The 17099-nt window shown below is 54.6% G+C and carries 16 protein-coding genes; 4 read left to right on the plus strand and 12 right to left on the minus strand.

From position 1 onward, the window contains the following. Nucleotides 1–144: 144 nt before the first annotated feature. The 5 genes from tyrB to dnaB form a co-directional block, all read right to left on the minus strand. Nucleotides 145–1338, minus strand: a complete 1194-nt coding sequence (gene tyrB / locus ABGA49_RS11525; RefSeq protein ID WP_061498809.1) for an aromatic amino acid transaminase — start codon at nucleotides 1336–1338, stop codon at nucleotides 145–147. Nucleotides 1339–1438: 100 nt separating this feature from the next. Next, the gene (locus ABGA49_RS11530) at nucleotides 1439–2443 is read right to left on the minus strand and encodes an AAA family ATPase (RefSeq protein ID WP_347665594.1); all 1005 of its coding nucleotides are present in this window, start codon (nucleotides 2441–2443) and stop codon (nucleotides 1439–1441) included. Then, nucleotides 2440–2997 carry a nicotinamide riboside transporter PnuC gene (gene pnuC, locus ABGA49_RS11535; RefSeq protein WP_170933831.1) on the minus strand — a complete coding sequence of 186 codons (558 nt, stop codon included), beginning with the start codon at nucleotides 2995–2997 and terminating at the stop codon, nucleotides 2440–2442. The genes ABGA49_RS11530 and pnuC overlap by 4 nt, the downstream gene beginning before the upstream one ends. Before the next feature lie 13 nt (nucleotides 2998–3010). Continuing rightward, entirely contained in the window at nucleotides 3011–4090 is a 1080-nt protein-coding gene (alr, locus tag ABGA49_RS11540; protein ID WP_061498817.1) for an alanine racemase, read from the minus strand. A 144-nt stretch (nucleotides 4091–4234) separates the two neighbouring features. Next, nucleotides 4235–5641: a replicative DNA helicase gene (dnaB, locus tag ABGA49_RS11545; RefSeq protein ID WP_061498819.1), complete on the minus strand. Its 1407-nt coding sequence runs from the start codon at nucleotides 5639–5641 to the stop codon at nucleotides 4235–4237. A 63-nt stretch (nucleotides 5642–5704) separates the two neighbouring features. Here dnaB and ABGA49_RS11550 point away from each other — a divergent pair, with 63 nt between their 5' ends. Further along, entirely contained in the window at nucleotides 5705–6688 is a 984-nt protein-coding gene (locus ABGA49_RS11550; protein WP_088237228.1) for a quinone oxidoreductase, read from the plus strand. Nucleotides 6689–6877: 189 nt separating this feature from the next. On the opposite strand, the gene pspG is transcribed toward ABGA49_RS11550, so the two are convergent. Further along, the gene (gene pspG, locus ABGA49_RS11555; protein ID WP_061498824.1) at nucleotides 6878–7120 is read right to left on the minus strand and encodes an envelope stress response protein PspG; all 243 of its coding nucleotides are present in this window, start codon (nucleotides 7118–7120) and stop codon (nucleotides 6878–6880) included. Between the two features lie 134 nt (nucleotides 7121–7254). Continuing rightward, the gene (gene dusA, locus ABGA49_RS11560; protein ID WP_088237227.1) at nucleotides 7255–8274 is read right to left on the minus strand and encodes a tRNA dihydrouridine(20/20a) synthase DusA; all 1020 of its coding nucleotides are present in this window, start codon (nucleotides 8272–8274) and stop codon (nucleotides 7255–7257) included. Nucleotides 8275–8546: 272 nt separating this feature from the next. On the opposite strand from dusA, the gene ycaC reads away from it, so the two are divergent. After that, nucleotides 8547–9170, plus strand: coding sequence for an isochorismate family cysteine hydrolase YcaC (ycaC, locus tag ABGA49_RS11565; protein WP_061498830.1), 624 nt, complete (start codon nucleotides 8547–8549; stop codon nucleotides 9168–9170). Nucleotides 9171–9227: 57 nt separating this feature from the next. On the opposite strand, the gene ABGA49_RS11570 is transcribed toward ycaC, so the two are convergent. Beyond that, a complete protein-coding gene (locus ABGA49_RS11570) occupies nucleotides 9228–10544 on the minus strand; it encodes a conjugal transfer protein TraF (protein ID WP_347665577.1) in 1317 nt (438 codons plus the stop codon). Between the two features lie 288 nt (nucleotides 10545–10832). On the opposite strand from ABGA49_RS11570, the gene zur reads away from it, so the two are divergent. Then, nucleotides 10833–11348, plus strand: coding sequence for a zinc uptake transcriptional repressor Zur (gene zur, locus ABGA49_RS11575; protein WP_061498835.1), 516 nt, complete (start codon nucleotides 10833–10835; stop codon nucleotides 11346–11348). A gap of 279 nt (nucleotides 11349–11627) precedes the next feature. Here zur and ABGA49_RS11580 read toward each other — a convergent pair whose 3' ends face one another. The 4 genes from ABGA49_RS11580 to ABGA49_RS11595 form a co-directional block, all read right to left on the minus strand. Continuing rightward, on the minus strand, nucleotides 11628–11837 hold the full coding sequence (locus tag ABGA49_RS11580) for a CsbD family protein (protein ID WP_061498838.1): 210 nt from the start codon (nucleotides 11835–11837) through the stop codon (nucleotides 11628–11630). Between the two features lie 170 nt (nucleotides 11838–12007). Then, on the minus strand, nucleotides 12008–13342 hold the full coding sequence (dinF, locus tag ABGA49_RS11585; protein ID WP_347665578.1) for an MATE family efflux transporter DinF: 1335 nt from the start codon (nucleotides 13340–13342) through the stop codon (nucleotides 12008–12010). Nucleotides 13343–13419: 77 nt separating this feature from the next. Then, nucleotides 13420–14034, minus strand: coding sequence for a transcriptional repressor LexA (gene lexA, locus ABGA49_RS11590; protein WP_061498844.1), 615 nt, complete (start codon nucleotides 14032–14034; stop codon nucleotides 13420–13422). A 108-nt stretch (nucleotides 14035–14142) separates the two neighbouring features. Beyond that, nucleotides 14143–14511, minus strand: coding sequence for a diacylglycerol kinase (locus ABGA49_RS11595; protein WP_061498849.1), 369 nt, complete (start codon nucleotides 14509–14511; stop codon nucleotides 14143–14145). 130 nt (nucleotides 14512–14641) lie between these two features. On the opposite strand from ABGA49_RS11595, the gene plsB reads away from it, so the two are divergent. After that, the gene (gene plsB / locus ABGA49_RS11600; protein ID WP_088237224.1) at nucleotides 14642–17065 is read left to right on the plus strand and encodes a glycerol-3-phosphate 1-O-acyltransferase PlsB; all 2424 of its coding nucleotides are present in this window, start codon (nucleotides 14642–14644) and stop codon (nucleotides 17063–17065) included. The last annotated feature ends 34 nt before the right edge of the window (nucleotides 17066–17099 follow it).

Below are 17099 nucleotides of genomic sequence, written 5' to 3' on the forward strand. Positions count from 1 at the left end.
GAACGGTCAAAAATCTACCCGACCATAACCCCAGCGGCAGGTGAAACAAAGGATTTTCTGCGGATTAGCCATAGAATAAGAGAATACGGGGGAATAACCCCCTGCTGAAAAGCAGGGGATCAGGATGAAAATGTGAGCAAGTACTTACATCACTGATGCAAAAGCCTGCGCGACACGATGCACATTGCGACTATTCAGACCGGCAACACAAATACGCCCGCTGGCCACCAGGTAAATACCGAACTCTTCACGCAATCTTTCTACCTGCTGTGCGCTCAGACCGGTATAGCTGAACATGCCGCGTTGCTTGATCAGATAATCAAAATTACCGCCCGGTACCGCCTCTTTCAGAACCTTTACCAGTTCCTGGCGCATTGCCAGAATGCGGGTGCGCATCGTTTCCACTTCCGCCAGCCATGAGGCTTTCAACCCCGCATCGCCCAGCACGGTCGCTACCAACTGCGCACCAAAATTCGGCGGGCTGGAGTAGTTACGGCGAACGGTGGCTTTTAACTGACCGAGTACGCGATCGGCGGCAGCTGCGTCTTCACACACAATGGAGAGGCCACCGACACGCTCGCCATACAGGGAGAAAATCTTGGAGAAGGAGTTGCTGACCAACACTGGCAACCCGGCACGGGCCATTGCGCGAATCGCGTAGGCATCTTCTTCCATGCCTGCGCCAAAGCCCTGATACGCGATATCAAGGAAGGGGATCAGATTGCGTGCTTTCACAACCTCAACCACATCATCCCATTGCGCGTTGGTTAAATCCGCGCCGGTCGGGTTATGGCAGCAAGGATGGAGCAGAACGATACTTTGTGCCGGCAGCGTATTCAGTTTTTCCAGGAAAGCAGAGAAACGCACGCCATTGGTTTCATTGTCGTACCAGGGGTAAGTACTTACTACAAAACCGGCACCTTCAAAAATGGCAACGTGGTTTTCCCAGGTCGGATCGCTCACCCATACGCCCGAGTCGGGGAAGTAACGTTTCAGAAAATCTGCACCCACTTTCAGCGCACCGGAACCGCCCAACGTCTGTACTGTCGCAACACGTTTTTGTTCCAGCACGGGATGGTCCGCGCCAAACAGCAGCGGCGCAATCGCCATACGGTAACTGTTCAACCCTTCCATCGGCAGGTACAGAGACGCGCCGTGCGGCTGCGCATTGAGGCGCGCTTCTGCTTCGGCGACAGCCTGCAAGCGTGGAATGATGCCGTCTTCGTTGTAATAGAGCCCGATACTGAGGTTAACTTTGTCGCTACGCGGATCGTCTTTAAACCGCTCCATAAGAGAGAGGATCGGGTCGCCAGCGTAGGCGTCAACTTTCTGAAACACGCGTGTATTCTCCAGGTTTACAGTAGGCATGAACTCACACAATAAACCGGAAGTCAGGGAAGGTCGAGAGCAGCAATGATAGTGGCGAAAAATAAGCGTGTTAGCCGCGAAGAGCCGTAAGGATTTGTGCCACGCGCTGGTTTACCGAACCCCGCACGCGAAGAAAAGGGATGCCGCGCTGTGTCAATTGGTCAACGTACCATGCCTGCTGCCGCTGGCGGAACGTTTCATCCTGCCGCGTGCCGTCCTGCACAAAAGGAAAATCATCTTCACACAGCACCACCCAGTGATAGTGCCGCTCTGCCAGTGTGTATAGCTCATCCGGCGCCTTGCCGAACATCTCCAGCGTATAGAACAACGTCGTGAGTGGCGAGGTATCGCATACCAGCCAACGGGCCGCTAGCGCCGCGTCTTCACGCCTTACCTGTGTCTGCGCAATAATCAGCAAATCATCGTACGCCAGTTCACCGCCCTTTCCTTCCCAGCGCTCCCGGCCATATTCCGCCACGTAAACCGTCTCCAGCGCCTGCGCCAGGGCTGCGCTCAGAGTGCTTTTACCGGTGGATTCACCTCCCAGCAGGCAAATGCGTTGAACAAAATCCCGATAGACACTGGGCGAGAGCATCTGCCGCCAACGGTGGACATCGCTCCGGATCAGCGTGCCGGAAGGTGCCTGTGCGCCCTGCTCACGCTGTAAGCGTACATGCACCACAGGCTGAGCAAAACGTTCACTGAGCACACGGGCAAAACCGTCGCCGTAATCTTCAGCGGTGAAGACCGCTTGTGGGCAGCAGTTCAGAACCTGCAAACAGAGGTCGGCCATATAATGCCGATGCTGGTCACCGGGAGCATCGTTATGCGGCAACGCACCGAGCCCCCAGCTTGCAACGCGCTCCGGGGTCAGAACAACGATTTCACATTGCGGAAACCGCTCCCGCAGCCAGCGTTCGCGTTTTTCTGGCTCACAACCCGGCATTTCCGGTTGCGAATAGCTAATCAGCCAGACGCGGTCACACTGGGCCAGCGCGGCATTGATCAGCCGCTCATGACCACAATGCAGCGGGGCGAACTTCCCCACCACCAGTCCACTGGCGAAACGTGTCATCGCGCGACCAGCGCCTTGCGCCACTGGTACAGACCGTGCCATGCGTTACACCAAAAAACGAGATACAACCCGGCGGTCAGCCAGAGATCGCGCGCCGCATAAAGCGGTACGGCAATGGTGTTGACCAGTAGCCAGAAATACCAGCTCTCGAGCCTGCGCCCCATCAGCATGAACTGCGCAAGCACGCTGAACACCATGATGGCGGAATCCAGCCACGGCGACCACGCGTTGGTAAAACGGTGCAGCAACCACGCATAACCGCCCGCCACCAGCAACGCGCCAGCCAGCATGGGCAACAGCCGACCGATCGGCGTTTTGCGCACCGCCAGTTCACTGCCATGATTCCCTTTCAGCCAATTGACCCACCCGGCAATACTGCTGGCAATAAAGAACACTTGCAGGGTGACGTCCGCGTACAGTTGCACCGAGTAAAACACCCAGCCATACAGCACACAGCCGATAATCCCCGTCCACCAGGTGTGCATGTTATTGCGCGCGGCAAGCCATACAGAGAGGGCATAGGCCAGGCAGGCGGCGATTTCCATTGGAGACAAAGGGCAATCCTTTTTAGTCGATGTATTTCAGTGTCGCCCTGGCGGTCAGGCGCGTAATAAGTTCGTAAGCACTTACCTTCGTTATTTTAGCGATGCGTTCAACGGGTAACCCTTCGCCCCATAACACGACCCTATCACCGGCGCGATCTTCTGCTTCCGGCCCCAGGTCGACGCAAATCATATCCATCGCTACCCGCCCCACAATCGGCACTTCACGCCCGTTAACCAGCACCGGCGTACCGGAAGGCGCAGCACGAGGATAGCCATCGCCGTAACCCATCGCGACCACGCCCAGGCGGGTGTCGCGTTCGCTCTGCCAGGTGCCACCATACCCTACAGCATCACCTGCTTTATGTTCGCGCACAGCAATAAGCTGTGAAGTCAGGGTCATAGCGGGCTGAAAACCGAAATCTGCACCCCAGGGTTTGTCTTCCAGCGGCGATACGCCATACAGAATAATGCCCGGACGTACCCAGTCGAAGTGCGATTGCGGCCAAAGCAACGTGCCGCCGGAGGCAGCAATCGTGCGCAGGCCTGGCTTACCGTCGGTAAAGGTGGTGAAAATATCGAGCTGGCGTTCCGTCGCGCCGCACTCCGGCTCATCGGCACGGGCAAAATGGCTGGCGACGTTCACTGGCTGGCGGACGTTTTTACACTGCGACAAGCGGGCATAAAAGGCCTCCGCTTCATTGGGGTGCACCCCAAGACGGTGCATGCCGGTATCGAGTTTCATCCACACGGTGACTGGCGCGTTCAGAGGGGTCGTTTCCAGCGCCTTAAGCTGTTCCTCGCTGTGGACGACGGTCTGTAGCTGATGTTCAGCGACCAGCGGCAACGCTTCGGCATTGAAAAAACCTTCCAGCAGCAGGATCGGTTGCGTTATGCCGCCTGCACGCAGGAGCAGGGCTTCTTCGAGACGGGCGACGCCAAAAGCGTCGGCATCAGGGAGCGTTCGCGCGGTCTCAAGAAGACCGTGTCCATAGGCGTTCGCTTTCACGACTGCAACCAGTCGACTGGCGGGGGCCAGTTCGCGCAGGCGTTGCAGATTGTGTCGCAGAGCGCGGCGGTTCACTACTACGGTTGCCGCTTGCATTTCAATTCCTTACTAAAAGAATTTCCTGAATCATTCGTGTCGCAGGAGGGAGATAAACCCGGGGATCGCCGGGAGCTTAGTAAACTAAGTGACCGGGTGAGCGGGCTCCGTCAACGCACCTGCGGCACGAAGGATGACGGAAATTTATTCGTCATCATATTGAGGCCCCGCATAGTTATCAAAGCGCGACCACTGCCCGTTAAATGTCAGGCGCACCGTCCCGATAGGGCCGTTACGCTGTTTACCAATAATGATTTCCGCAATGCCTTTTAAGTCACTGTTTTCGTGATAAACCTCATCACGATAGATAAACATGATCAAGTCCGCATCCTGCTCAATGGAGCCGGACTCACGCAGGTCGGAGTTAACCGGACGTTTATCGGCACGTTGTTCCAGAGAGCGGTTAAGCTGCGACAGCGCCACCACCGGTACCTGCAACTCTTTGGCCAGCGCTTTCAGTGAGCGGGAGATTTCGGCGATTTCCAGCGTACGGTTGTCGGACAACGACGGCACGCGCATCAACTGAAGGTAGTCAATCATGATAAGCCCGATGCCGCCATGTTCGCGGGCGATACGTCGGGCACGGGAACGGACTTCCGTCGGGGTCAGACCGGAGGAGTCATCAATATAGATATTGCGTTTTTCCAGCAGGATACCCATGGTGCCGGAGATACGCGCCCAGTCCTCATCGTCGAGCTGACCGGTACGAATGCGTGTCTGATCAACCCGCGACAATGACGCCAGGGAACGCATCATAATCTGCTCAGATGGCATCTCCAGGCTGAAAATAAGCACTGGTTTATCCTGCAACATCGCCGCATTTTCGACGAGGTTCATTGCAAATGTCGTTTTACCCATCGACGGACGCGCCGCGACGATAATCAAATCTGACGGCTGCAAACCCGCCGTTTTCTTATTGAGGTCGTCATAGCCGGTATTGACCCCGGTTACGCCATCATGGGGTTGCTGGAAAAGCTGCTCGATACGCGAGACGGTCGCTTCAAGAACATCGGCGATATTCTTCGGGCCTTCGTCTTTATTCGCGCGGCTTTCTGCAATTTTGAAGACCCGCGACTCCGCCAGATCGAGCAAATCTTCACTGGTGCGCCCCTGCGGATCGAAACCGGCATTGGCGATTTCATTCGCCACCGAGATCATCTCACGGACCACGGCCCGTTCACGCACGATATCCGCATAGGCGCTGATGTTCGCCGCACTTGGCGTATTTTTGGACAGTTCCGCCAGGTAAGCGAAACCACCAACGATCTCCAGTTGCCCCTGACGCTCCAGCGATTCCGCCAACGTAATCAGGTCAATGGGTTTGCCCATCTCCTGCAGGCGGTGCATTTCGGTGAAAATATGGCGGTGCGGACGCGTGTAAAAATCATCCGCGACAACACGCTCGGCGACGTCATCCCAGCGTTCGTTATCCAGCATTAAACCGCCCAACACTGACTGCTCCGCTTCAATGGAATGCGGAGGCACTTTCATCCCCTCAAGCTGTACGTCGCGGGATTCAGTCTGTTTGTTGAAGGGTTTATTTCCTGCCATAGTGAATGGAGCTACCAAGGTAATGAATGGTTCGAAAGATTATCACAGAGTTCAGGAGGAAGCATGGCGACACGAATAGAATTTCACAAGCATGGCGGCCCTGACGTGCTGAAAGCCGTGGAGTTTACCCCCACAGCACCAGCGGAAAACGAAATCCAGGTGGAAAACAAAGCCATAGGCATCAATTACATTGATACCTATATCCGCAGCGGACTTTACCCGCCGCCGTCTTTGCCGAGCGGGCTGGGCACCGAAGCAGCCGGCGTCGTCAGCAAAGTGGGCAGCGGCGTGACGCACATTAAGGTGGGCGATCGCGTGGTCTACGCGCAATCAGGGCTGGGCGCTTACAGCTCGGTACACAATGTCCCTGCCGATAAAGCGGCGATCCTGCCGAATGCCATCTCTTTCGAACAAGCCGCAGCCGCTTACCTGAAGGGATTGACGGTCTTCTACCTACTGCGCAAAACCTGGGAGATCAAACCCGACGAGGTATTCCTGTTTCACGCGGCGGCGGGCGGCGTTGGGCTTATTGCCTGCCAATGGGCGAAAGCGCTCGGCGCGAAACTGATTGGCACCGTGGGGTCAGCGCAAAAGGCGCAGCGTGCATTGCAGGCCGGTGCCTGGCAGGTGATCAACTACAGCGAAGAGAATGTGGTCGAACGCGTGAAAGAACTTACCGGCGGCAAAAAGGTGGGCGTGGTGTATGACTCGGTCGGGAAAGATACCTGGGAGATCTCGCTCGATTGCCTGCGTCGCCGTGGCCTGATGGTCAGCTTTGGTAACTCCTCCGGTCCGGTTACCGGCGTGAACCTCGGTATTCTCAACCAGAAAGGTTCGCTCTATGCCACGCGCCCTTCCCTTAATGGCTACATCACCACGCGGGAAGAGTTGCAGGAAGCCAGCAATGAGTTGTTCTCATTGATTGCCAGCGGCGTCATTAAAGTGGATGTGGCAGAGAGCCAGAAATTTGCGTTAAAGGATGCACAGCGCGCACATGCGGTGCTGGAAAGCCGTGCAACCCAGGGCTCAAGCTTATTGATCCCTTGAGTTCATCGCCGGAAAGAATTAGGGCTTCCCGCAGGAAGCCCTTTCTTTTTTTAGTTCGGCTGCATTGTAGGGTACAGCGCGATGAATTCGTTAACGTCGCGATAGTGACAGATTTGATAAGCAAATCCTATGCGGTTCTAAGCAATGCGCCACTAAATGTTTCAGGGTTGTGACGCACCACTCAATACTTTAGTAACGCCAACGGTTATTGCGTTGATAACGTGGGAGCTTCGGTTCTTTGATAGCGCGAATGATCCAGACCACGGCAACAGCCAACAATAGCCAGGGCAACAGTTTGATCATCAAAGCAAAAAGCCCGCCTAAAAACATCACTGCGGTTGCCACAACCAGCGCCGCCACAATACCCAGCAGCGACACGCCGGTCACCAACAACATAATAAAGAAGCCGATAATAAACAGTAGTTCCAACATAGCGCTCTCCACAAACCAGGTAACTCATTCTTCTATTACAAGAAATATGCCAACCTTAACTTACTGATTCAGCAATAAAAAAACCTGCACTGGTGTGCAGGTTTTAGTGAATTTGACCAGGTTTTAGTGAACTTTTAACGCGCCTGAGCAACAAGACTGAGCGCTTTCTCAACAACCTCAACATCTGCGCCGGCCTTGTGAGCATTCTCACTCAGGTAGCGGCGCCACTGGCGCGCCCCAGGGATCCCCTGGAACAGGCCCAGCATGTGGCGGGTGATGTGCCCCAGGTAAGCCCCCTGGCTGAGTTCACGCTCTATGTAGGGATACATCGCGCGAACAACCGCCACCGGATCGGCATCGCCGACCTCCGCGCCAAAAATTTCCCGATCAACCGACGCCAGAATCCCCGGGTTCTGGTAGGCTTCGCGGCCCACCATCACGCCATCCATATGTTCCAGATGAGCTTTGGCCTCCGCCAGCGACTTAATCCCGCCATTAATCGACATCGTCAACTGCGGGAAATCGCGCTTCAGCTGATAGACACGCGGGTAATCCAGCGGTGGGATCTCACGGTTTTCTTTCGGGCTTAAACCGGAGAGCCAGGCTTTACGGGCATGAATAATAAAGGACTCGCACTCACCTTTACCGGCAACCGTACCGATAAAGTCGCAGAGAAATTCGTAACTGTCCTGATCGTCGATACCAATACGCGTTTTCACCGTCACCGGAACAGAGACCACATCGCGCATCGCTTTGACGCAATCGGCAACCAGTTGCGCTTCTCCCATCAGGCAAGCACCAAAGCGACCGTTCTGCACGCGATCGGACGGGCAGCCGACATTGAGATTAATTTCATCATAGCCGCGCGCTTCAGCCAGCTTCGCACAATGGGCAAGCTGCGCCGGATCGCTGCCGCCAAGCTGCAATGCGACCGGGTGCTCTTCTTCACTGTACGCCAGGTAATCGCCTTTACCATGAATAATCGCACCGGTGGTCACCATCTCGGTGTACAGCAGCGTCTGACGCGACAACAGTCGCAGAAAGTAACGACAGTGCCTGTCCGTCCAGTCGAGCATCGGCGCCACGCTAAACCTGCCAGGCCAGTGATAAGCAGAATCGGTGGGCATCAGGCGGGTTTGCTGGTTTTTTGTCATGTAGGATTACCGTGCAATTTTGGCAGTTAAAAAATAGAGGTATCAGGCCCGCCCAGGTCAGGCAAATACCGGCTCCTGAAATAGCGGGGCGTCATTCTAGCATAGTGGAACGCCTTAAACCCGATGGCATTCAGTACAACCCGATAGCGCAATAACCGGCATGAACTTGTACAAAACACGATCGACACCTATCATTTTTGGTAGGCATAGGAAATGTTCGTCAATAGCCTGACGCTATTAACCACCGTAACGGGTAAAAGGAGTTAAAGAAGATGACTACACCGTATGTTCGCCTCGATAAAAATAACGCTGCTGTTCTCCTCGTTGACCACCAGACGGGTTTACTGTCATTAGTGAGAGATATCGATCCAGACAAATTTAAAAATAACGTTCTGGCATTAGGCGATCTCGCTAAATATTTTAAGCTTCCCACCATTCTCACCACCAGCTTCGAAACTGGCCCTAATGGTCCTCTCGTTCCTGAGCTAAGAGCGCAATTTCCTGATGCGCCGTATATTGCTCGTCCTGGCAATATCAACGCCTGGGATAATGAAGACTTTGTTAAAGCGGTAAAAGCGACCGGTAAAAAACAGTTGATCATTGCCGGTGTTGTAACGGAAGTGTGTGTGGCCTTTCCTGCACTATCGGCGCTGGAAGAAGGTTTTGAGGTATTTGTCGTCACCGACGCATCCGGGACATTCAACGATATTACGCGACATTCGGCCTGGGATCGCATGTCAAAAGCCGGCGCACAGTTGATGACCTGGTTTGGCATCGCCTGCGAGTTACACCGTGACTGGCGTAATGATATTGAAGGCCTGGGTAACCTGTTTTCGAACCATATTCCGGATTACCGTAACCTGATGACCAGTTTTAATACGTTGAGCAACAAATAACCGTGTAAAAAAACCGGAGGCCACGCGCCCCCGGTTTTGTCTTCGTCTGGTTGTACCTTAGAATGTCACGCTAAGTTGCGCACCAGCACCCCATGTTTTGTCTTCGCCTACCAGCCCCATTAAATCGACGTGAACCCGGTTAAACGGCGCGAAACCGACACCACCCGTAAAGACGTTTTTGTCATCGCCTTTCACATCAGCGCGATAACCGGCCCGAACCGCCAGCCAACTCAGCGGACGAATTTCACCGCCGACGCCCACATACTGGGAGTCCTTCTCGCTCTTAAAGCCTTTGGTTTCGGTTAAATCACCGTCGGCACTTAACGTCACCAGATCGTTATGCCATGACACCCCGGCCGTCACCACCGGGCTAATCTGGTAAGTGTCTTTATAATTGACCGTCTGCCCGGTTCTGCCGTTGCGGATCAGGACATCTTTGGTGTCGATATCACGGGAAATCAGGTTTGTACCGGTCAGACCAACAGTGATGTTTTCCCCCAAATCCGCCGCCGCACCCACATCCACGTTAAAGCCGGTGTCATCGGTACGATAGCGGCTATTGCTCCACTCACTGCTGTGATAGTCATAAATAGAGGTAGTGTAGTTCCAGACCCAGGTTTTCTGGAGCTTTGGCGTCACGCCCAGAGATAAAGGGATGCCGCCCACCTCGAACTGCCGGGCAACCGCAACGCCGTAATCCGATACAACAGCCGCACGACCGGATGCCGTGGAGTTGAGATTTTTGGTGATCTCATTGCTGCCATTTGGCGACACAACGGCATTTAGCGCTTCAGTTGCTGCAACCGTTGTACTGTTCTGAATACTGCGTAAATAGGTAATATCCTGCTGATCAACCGACGAGCTAACAATGGCATGCGCATAGGCTTTGGTGACAAAAGCCACCGAGAGCACATCGTTTGGAATGCTGACAGCAATACCCGCCGCCGCTTTGGCCCGCGCGGTTTTCCCGTTCAGGAAAGTCAGTTCATCCGCCAGGTCTTTGGCAGCACTCTGGAATTGACCGATGGTACCCAGAGGGTTAGCGAGAAATTGCGCGGCGGTGAGGTTATCAACGACATCGCGATAGCTGTCGATTTTGTCACTGATATTGTCGATTTCGTCGCGCAGATTGTCCTTATCGGTAATTTGCGCCTGCACACTAGGCAGAATAACGGTGATATCGTCTTCCGGTTTGGCTTTTGCCAGCAATGCCGGGTTAATAAGGGCGCCGCTGCCATAGTTTGCGGAGGCAACACCGGTTCCCCCCATTGCATCATTACGTGCTTCCGCCCAGGTATTGGCTGCTCCCGCCTGATTTGCCACAACGAAGGAGACAGCTATCGCGACCACCGAAAATTTGAGATTTTTTTTCACAGTATGCGTCTCGTAGTCAGAATGAGTTTTTTTTAAACCTGATTAGTATTTGCTAAACAGGAAGGCTCTATTGCTGCGAATAACATAGGAAAAAGTAGCTAAATCTTCTGAACGAAAAATAATCGACAGAAGTGATTTTTGTGATTAATGACACTCATTATTTATAGAAGACGCTGATGAGTTCGTGGATATATCGGCGAAAAACGGATCCCAGGACGCGATCTCGGCGTTTCGCGCCGGACATGGTAAAGTACGGGTTTATTGCTTCCCCCGAAACAGAGAGCGCCCATGGATAAGACCACTTCGCAAGAGATGTTAGTGCAGGCTGAAAAGCTGTGCGCGCAGCGCAATGTGCGCCTGACTCCCCAGCGTCTTGAAGTGCTGCGATTACTGAGCCTGCAGCAAGGGGCAATCAGCGCTTACGATCTGCTCGACTTATTACGCGTCAGCGAGCCGCAGGCTAAGCCGCCAACCGTCTACCGCGCGCTGGATTTCCTGCTGGAGCAAGGGTTTGTTCATAAGGTAGAGTCGACTAACAGCTATGTGCTGTGCCATTTGTTTGATCAACCGACGCACACGTCCGCCATGTTTATTTGCGATCGCTGCGGGTCGGTGAAAGAAGAGCAGGCGGAAGGCGTGGAAGATATTATGCACGCGCTGGCGGCGAAGATGGGTTTTGCCCTGCGCCATAACGTGATTGAAGCACACGGTTTATGCGCCGCCTGTGTGGAAGTGGAGGCCTGCCGTCATCATGAGCACTGCCATCACGATCACAGCATTCTTGTAAAGAAAAAACCGCGTTAATAGCGCTGATAGTTCGTTCCGGGGAATAAGTATGTGACCCGGGCGAGAAAGCGCAGCCAACACCGGTAACACATCAAAGATAAAGGGACATCCCGAAAGATTTCGCGTTTTACCCAGGCGGCAAGCGTACGCGTTCCGGGGAGCATACATCAGTATGTGACCCGGGCGAGAAAGCGCAGCCAACACCGGTAAAACGTGAAAGATAAAGGGAGGGTACATCCGTGTACCACTTGGGCAGGGTAACGCTCACAAAATCAACACATTGAGGGTCAATGTCCGTTACCAGCGGTAATCATTACGGCTTTCCCAATCCGTAACTTCCTTTTCTGCCTCATCTTTTGCGTAACCGTAACGCTCCTGGATTTTACCCACCAGTTGGTCACGTTTGCCTTCGATGACGGTCATATCGTCATCGGTCAACTTGCCCCATTTCTCTTTCACAGTACCTTTAAACTGCTTCCAGTTACCGCCGATTTCGTCTTTGTTCATCGTTGACTCCTTATCGTTCGGTTAAAAGTTACGTTCCTGTTACGCTGAACGTACTGATCATTGTAGTCAGGAATACTGCCAGTTGGTTTACATTCGGAATCTTTAACCATTTACGACAAAGAAAGCAGTATTAACGAGGCGGGAGAAAGAAGTATAAGAAAAGAGAGGGGTCAGGGGTGGCCAATACCGGAAAACCAGGTGCCATTGCGCCAGTGACGACGCCACACCCATGCTAAAGTCAGCCCTCGCAGCGCCAGAAACACCGTCAGCGACAGCCACAGGCCATGGTTGCCCAGCGTCGGCACCGTCAACAACGTCAGGGCAAATCCTCCAGCGGCAACCGCCATGCTGTTGCGCATTTCTGCACCGCGCGTCGCGCCTACAAACATGCCATCCAGCAAATAACACCACACGCCCACCACCGGCAGGATCACCTGCCAGATAAGGTAGTGCCCGGCCATGTTTTGCAAGGCTGGCAGTGAGGTGAGTAACGCGATAATTGACTCCCCGGCCAGCGCATACACCGCTGAGAACACCAGCGCCACCAGACCAGCCTGCCGGCATGCCGCGTGCCAGAGGAGCTTAAGCTGCGTGTCGTCACGCGCGCCATAAGCGTGCCCGGAATGGGCTTCCACTGCGTAAGCGAACCCGTCCAGCGCATAAGCAGTAAACGTCAGAAACATCATCAGCACCGCATTCGCCGCCACGGTTTCGCCGCCAAGACGCGCGCCGAACACGGTTATCGAACCAAAGCAGAGTTGTAGCAATAACGAGCGCAGCATGATGTCCCGATTAAGCGCCAGCAAGCGCCCAAGTCCACCGCGCCAGGCTGTCTTCAGCACCGGGAAGGTGATACCCCGCATAACCAGCACGCGTCGCGCCATCATCAGACCGAGCACAAAGGTCGCGTACTCCGCCACCACCGTTGCCAGTGCCGCCCCCTGGACGTTCATGCCCAGCCCCATCACCAGCCAGACATCAAGCACAATATTGAGAACGTTACCCACCACCAGCAGGATCACCGGTGCGCGGGCATACTGCACGCCCAGCAGCCAACCCAGCAGTACCAGGTTGCCGAGCGATGCGGGAGCGCTTAGCCAGCGGATATCAAGAAAGCGCCGCGCCTGCTCCAGCACCGCAGCGCTGCCGCCAGTAATGTGCAACGCCAGATCGATAAGCGGCGCGCGCAACAGTGTAATCAGCACACCCGCGCCCAGCGCCAACAGCAGTGGCTGTACCAACGCCCGGGCCAGCGCGTGCGCATTTTTCGCGCCGTATGCCTGGGCCGTCAGGCCGGTGGTGCTCATCCGCAGGAACAGCAGCAGCATAAACAGGAAGCTGGTCGCTGTCGCGCCGATGGCCACACCGCCCAGATAGACCGCACTATCCAGATGCCCGACCACAGCCGTATCCACCAGCCCCAGCAACGGGACAGTGATATTGGAGAAGATCATTGGCAGGGCAAGTCGCCACAGCGCTTTGTCGGATGCAGTCAGCAGCGGCATAGCAGTGTCAGAATCGATCGGGGAAAGGCATTAACGCTGCGGAGCGTAAAACAGCACCGCAGCGAATAAGGGAGGCGTTACAGCCACTCGCCATTGCGAATGACGCCTACCGCCAGTCCTTCAATGGTGAAGTTTTGATCGCGCAGATCAACAACAATCGGGGAAAACTCATTGTTTTCCGGTAACAGTTCAACTGTGTTGCCCTGTTTTTTCAGACGTTTAACGGTCACTTCGTCTTCAATACGCGCCACAACGACCTGGCCGTTGCGTACATCCTGCGTTTTATGCACCGCGAGCAGGTCGCCGTCCATAATGCCGATGTCTTTCATTGACATTCCGCTCACGCGCAACAGGAAATCCGCATGCGGTTTGAAGAGCGCAGGATCGACCTGGTAATGCCCTTCGATATGCTGCTGCGCCAGCAGCGGCTCACCAGCGGCCACGCGGCCGATCAGCGGCAGTCCGAGATCGTCTTCTTCTTCAAGCAGCAAGCGAAGACCGCGTGATGCGCCGGATACGATTTCGATAACCCCTTTGCGCGCCAGCGCTTTGAGGTGTTCTTCAGCCGCATTTGGGGAACGGAACCCCAATTGTTGCGCGATTTCCGCACGTGTCGGCGGCATACCTGTTTGGGAGATGCGATCGCGGATAAGATCGAACACCTCTTGTTGCCTGGCCGTTAATGCTTTCATTCCGCCCCCTGGGTGTATATACAGTTATGCTGTGAGTATATACAGTCAAAGGTGATTTTGGAACCAAATTTAAGCAAATAACCAGAGTGTTATCGAATTCTGGAAGCGTTATCGAAAATGCGACCAGAGCAGTGAGATCCAGGTAAACAGCGCCAGCAGGATAGACATCAGCACCGCTGCCGACCCCATATCCTTCGCTCGCCCGGAAAGTTCATGAAATTCCGCGCCAATCCGATCCACCACCGCTTCAATTGCACTGTTGAGGATTTCAACGATCATTACCAGCGATACCGAACCAATCAGCAGTACGCGCGTGATGGGATCCACATCGAGCCAGCAGGCAATAATAATGGCCAGCACGACCGCGACGGCCTCCTGGCGAAACGCCGCTTCATTTATCCATGCGGCACGAACGCCTTTCCAGGAATAGCCCGCCGCTTTAATGATCCGGGTTAATCCAGTGGTATTATTGGCCATGAAAAGAACCTTTTTATCTAATGAGCATCAATGTCTATGTAAGCACGAAGAGGTACAACAGAAATTATGCGCGCTTTCTGATATTCTTGCGGCGCAATGGCACTATTAACCCAGAGGCTTTACATCCTTTATGTCCGGCTGGCCACGAATTTACTACAAATTACTGAATTTACCATTAAGCGTGCTGGTAAAAAGTAAATCGATCCCCGCAGAACCTGCACAGGAACTGGGTCTCGATACCTCACGTCCCATCATGTATGTGCTGCCTTACAATTCCAAGGCAGACTTGATGACGCTGCGCGCTCAGTGTCTGGCGCATGAGTTGCCAGACCCACTGGAACCGCTGGAAATCGACGGCGCACTGCTACCGCGTTACGTGTTTATCCACGGCGGGCCGCGTGTATTTACCTATTACACGCCAAAAGAAGAATCCATCAAACTGTTCCATGATTACCTGGATCTCCACCGCAGTCATCCGGATTTGGATGTGCAAATGGTACCGGTATCGGTGATGTTTGGTCGCTCCCCCGGGCGTGAGAAGGGCGAAGTCAACCCGCCTTTGCGCATGCTCAACGGCATCCAGAAATTCTTCGCTGTGTCCTGGCTTGGTCGCGACAGCTTTGTGCGTTTTTCACCGCCTGTTTCATTGCGTCGCATGGCGACAGAACACGGCACAGACAAAATTATCGCGCAGAAACTGGCACGCGTCGCGCGTATGCACTTCGCCCGTCAACGCCTTGCCGCAGTTGGCCCGCGCCTGCCTGCGCGTCAGGATCTGTTTAATAAGCTGCTCTCATCCAAAGCAATTGCCCGAGCAGTCGAAGATGAGGCGCGCAGCAAGAAAATCTCCCACGATAAGGCGCAGCAAAATGCTATCGCATTGATGGAAGAGATCGCGGCGAACTTCTCATACGAGATGATCCGCCTGACTGACCGCATCCTCGGCTTCACCTGGAACCGTCTCTATCAGGGCATTAATGTGCACAACGCCGAGCGCGTGCGCCAGTTGGCCCATGATGGTCACGAGATTGTCTATGTGCCCTGCCACCGCAGCCATATGGACTACCTGCTGCTGTCGTACGTGCTCTATCACCAGGGGCTGGTGCCGCCGCATATCGCCGCAGGCATTAACCTGAATTTCTGGCCCGCCGGGCCGATTTTCCGCCGCCTGGGCGCGTTCTTTATTCGCCGTACCTTTAAGGGCAATAAGCTCTATTCCACCGTGTTTCGTGAATACCTGGGTGAGCTGTTTAGCCGCGGTTATTCCGTCGAATATTTTGTCGAGGGCGGCCGTTCCCGCACCGGGCGTTTGTTGGACCCAAAAACCGGTACGCTGTCGATGACCATTCAGGCAATGCTGCGCGGCGGTACGCGTCCTATCACGCTGGTGCCGATTTACATCGGGTATGAGCACGTGATGGAAGTGGGCACCTACGCTAAAGAGCTGCGCGGGGCGACGAAAGAGAAAGAGAGTCTGTTGCAGATGGTGCGAGGCCTGAGCAAGCTGCGCAATCTGGGCCAGGGGTATGTGAATTTCGGTGAGCCTATCTCGCTGATGAACTACCTGAACCATCATGTGCCGGAGTGGCGCGAGTCGATCGATCCGATTGAAGCTATCCGTCCGGCATGGTTAACGCCGACGGTGAACGGCATTGCCGCCGATCTGATGGTGCGAATTAACAACGCGGGTGCGGCTAACGCCATGAACTTGTGCTGTACAGCACTGTTGGCATCGCGTCAGCGCTCTCTGACGCGGGAGCAGTTAACCGAGCAGTTGAGTTGCTACCTTGAGCTCATGCGTAATGTGCCCTATTCGCCGGATTCAACCACGCCGTCCGCCAGCGCCAGTGAGCTTATCGATCACGCGTTGCAGATGAACAAGTTTGAAGTCGAGAAAGATACTATCGGCGATATCATCATTCTGCCGCGCGAACAGGCCGTGTTGATGACCTATTACCGCAACAACATTGCGCATATGCTGATGCTGCCGTCGTTGCTGGCGGCTATCGTGACCCAGCATCGCGCCATTTCCCAACAGGAAATTCTGCGTCATGTAGAGCTACTCTACCCGATGCTGAAAGCGGAGTTGTTCCTGCGTTGGGAGAAAGCAGAGCTGGCGCAGGTGCTGGAAAACCTGACCCAGGAGCTGCTGCGCCAGGGGCTACTAACGGTGAAAGACGATCGTGTGAGCATTAACCCGGCGCACTCGCGCACGCTGCAATTGCTCGCCGCAGGCGCGCGCGAAACGCTGCAACGTTACGCCATTACTTTCTGGCTGCTGAGTGCGAACCCGTCGATGAACCGCAGTACGCTGGAAAAAGAGAGCCGTACGCTGGCGCAACGTCTGTCGGTGCTGCACGGTATCAACGCACCGGAGTTCTTCGATAAGGCGGTCTTCAGTACGCTGGTGCTGACACTGCGTGACGAAGGCTATATTAGCGATACTGGCGATGCGGAACCCGCGCAGACATTAAGCGTGTACCAGATGCTGGCGGAGCTGATTACGTCGGATGTGCGTTTAACGATTGAGAGCGCAACGCAAGCAGAAGCGTGAAGGTAAGACACCCCTCTCCCGAAAGGAGAGGGGT

This window comes from Kosakonia sp. WA-90 (genome assembly GCF_039871955.1).
Lineage (GTDB): Bacteria > Pseudomonadota > Gammaproteobacteria > Enterobacterales > Enterobacteriaceae > Kosakonia > Kosakonia oryzendophytica.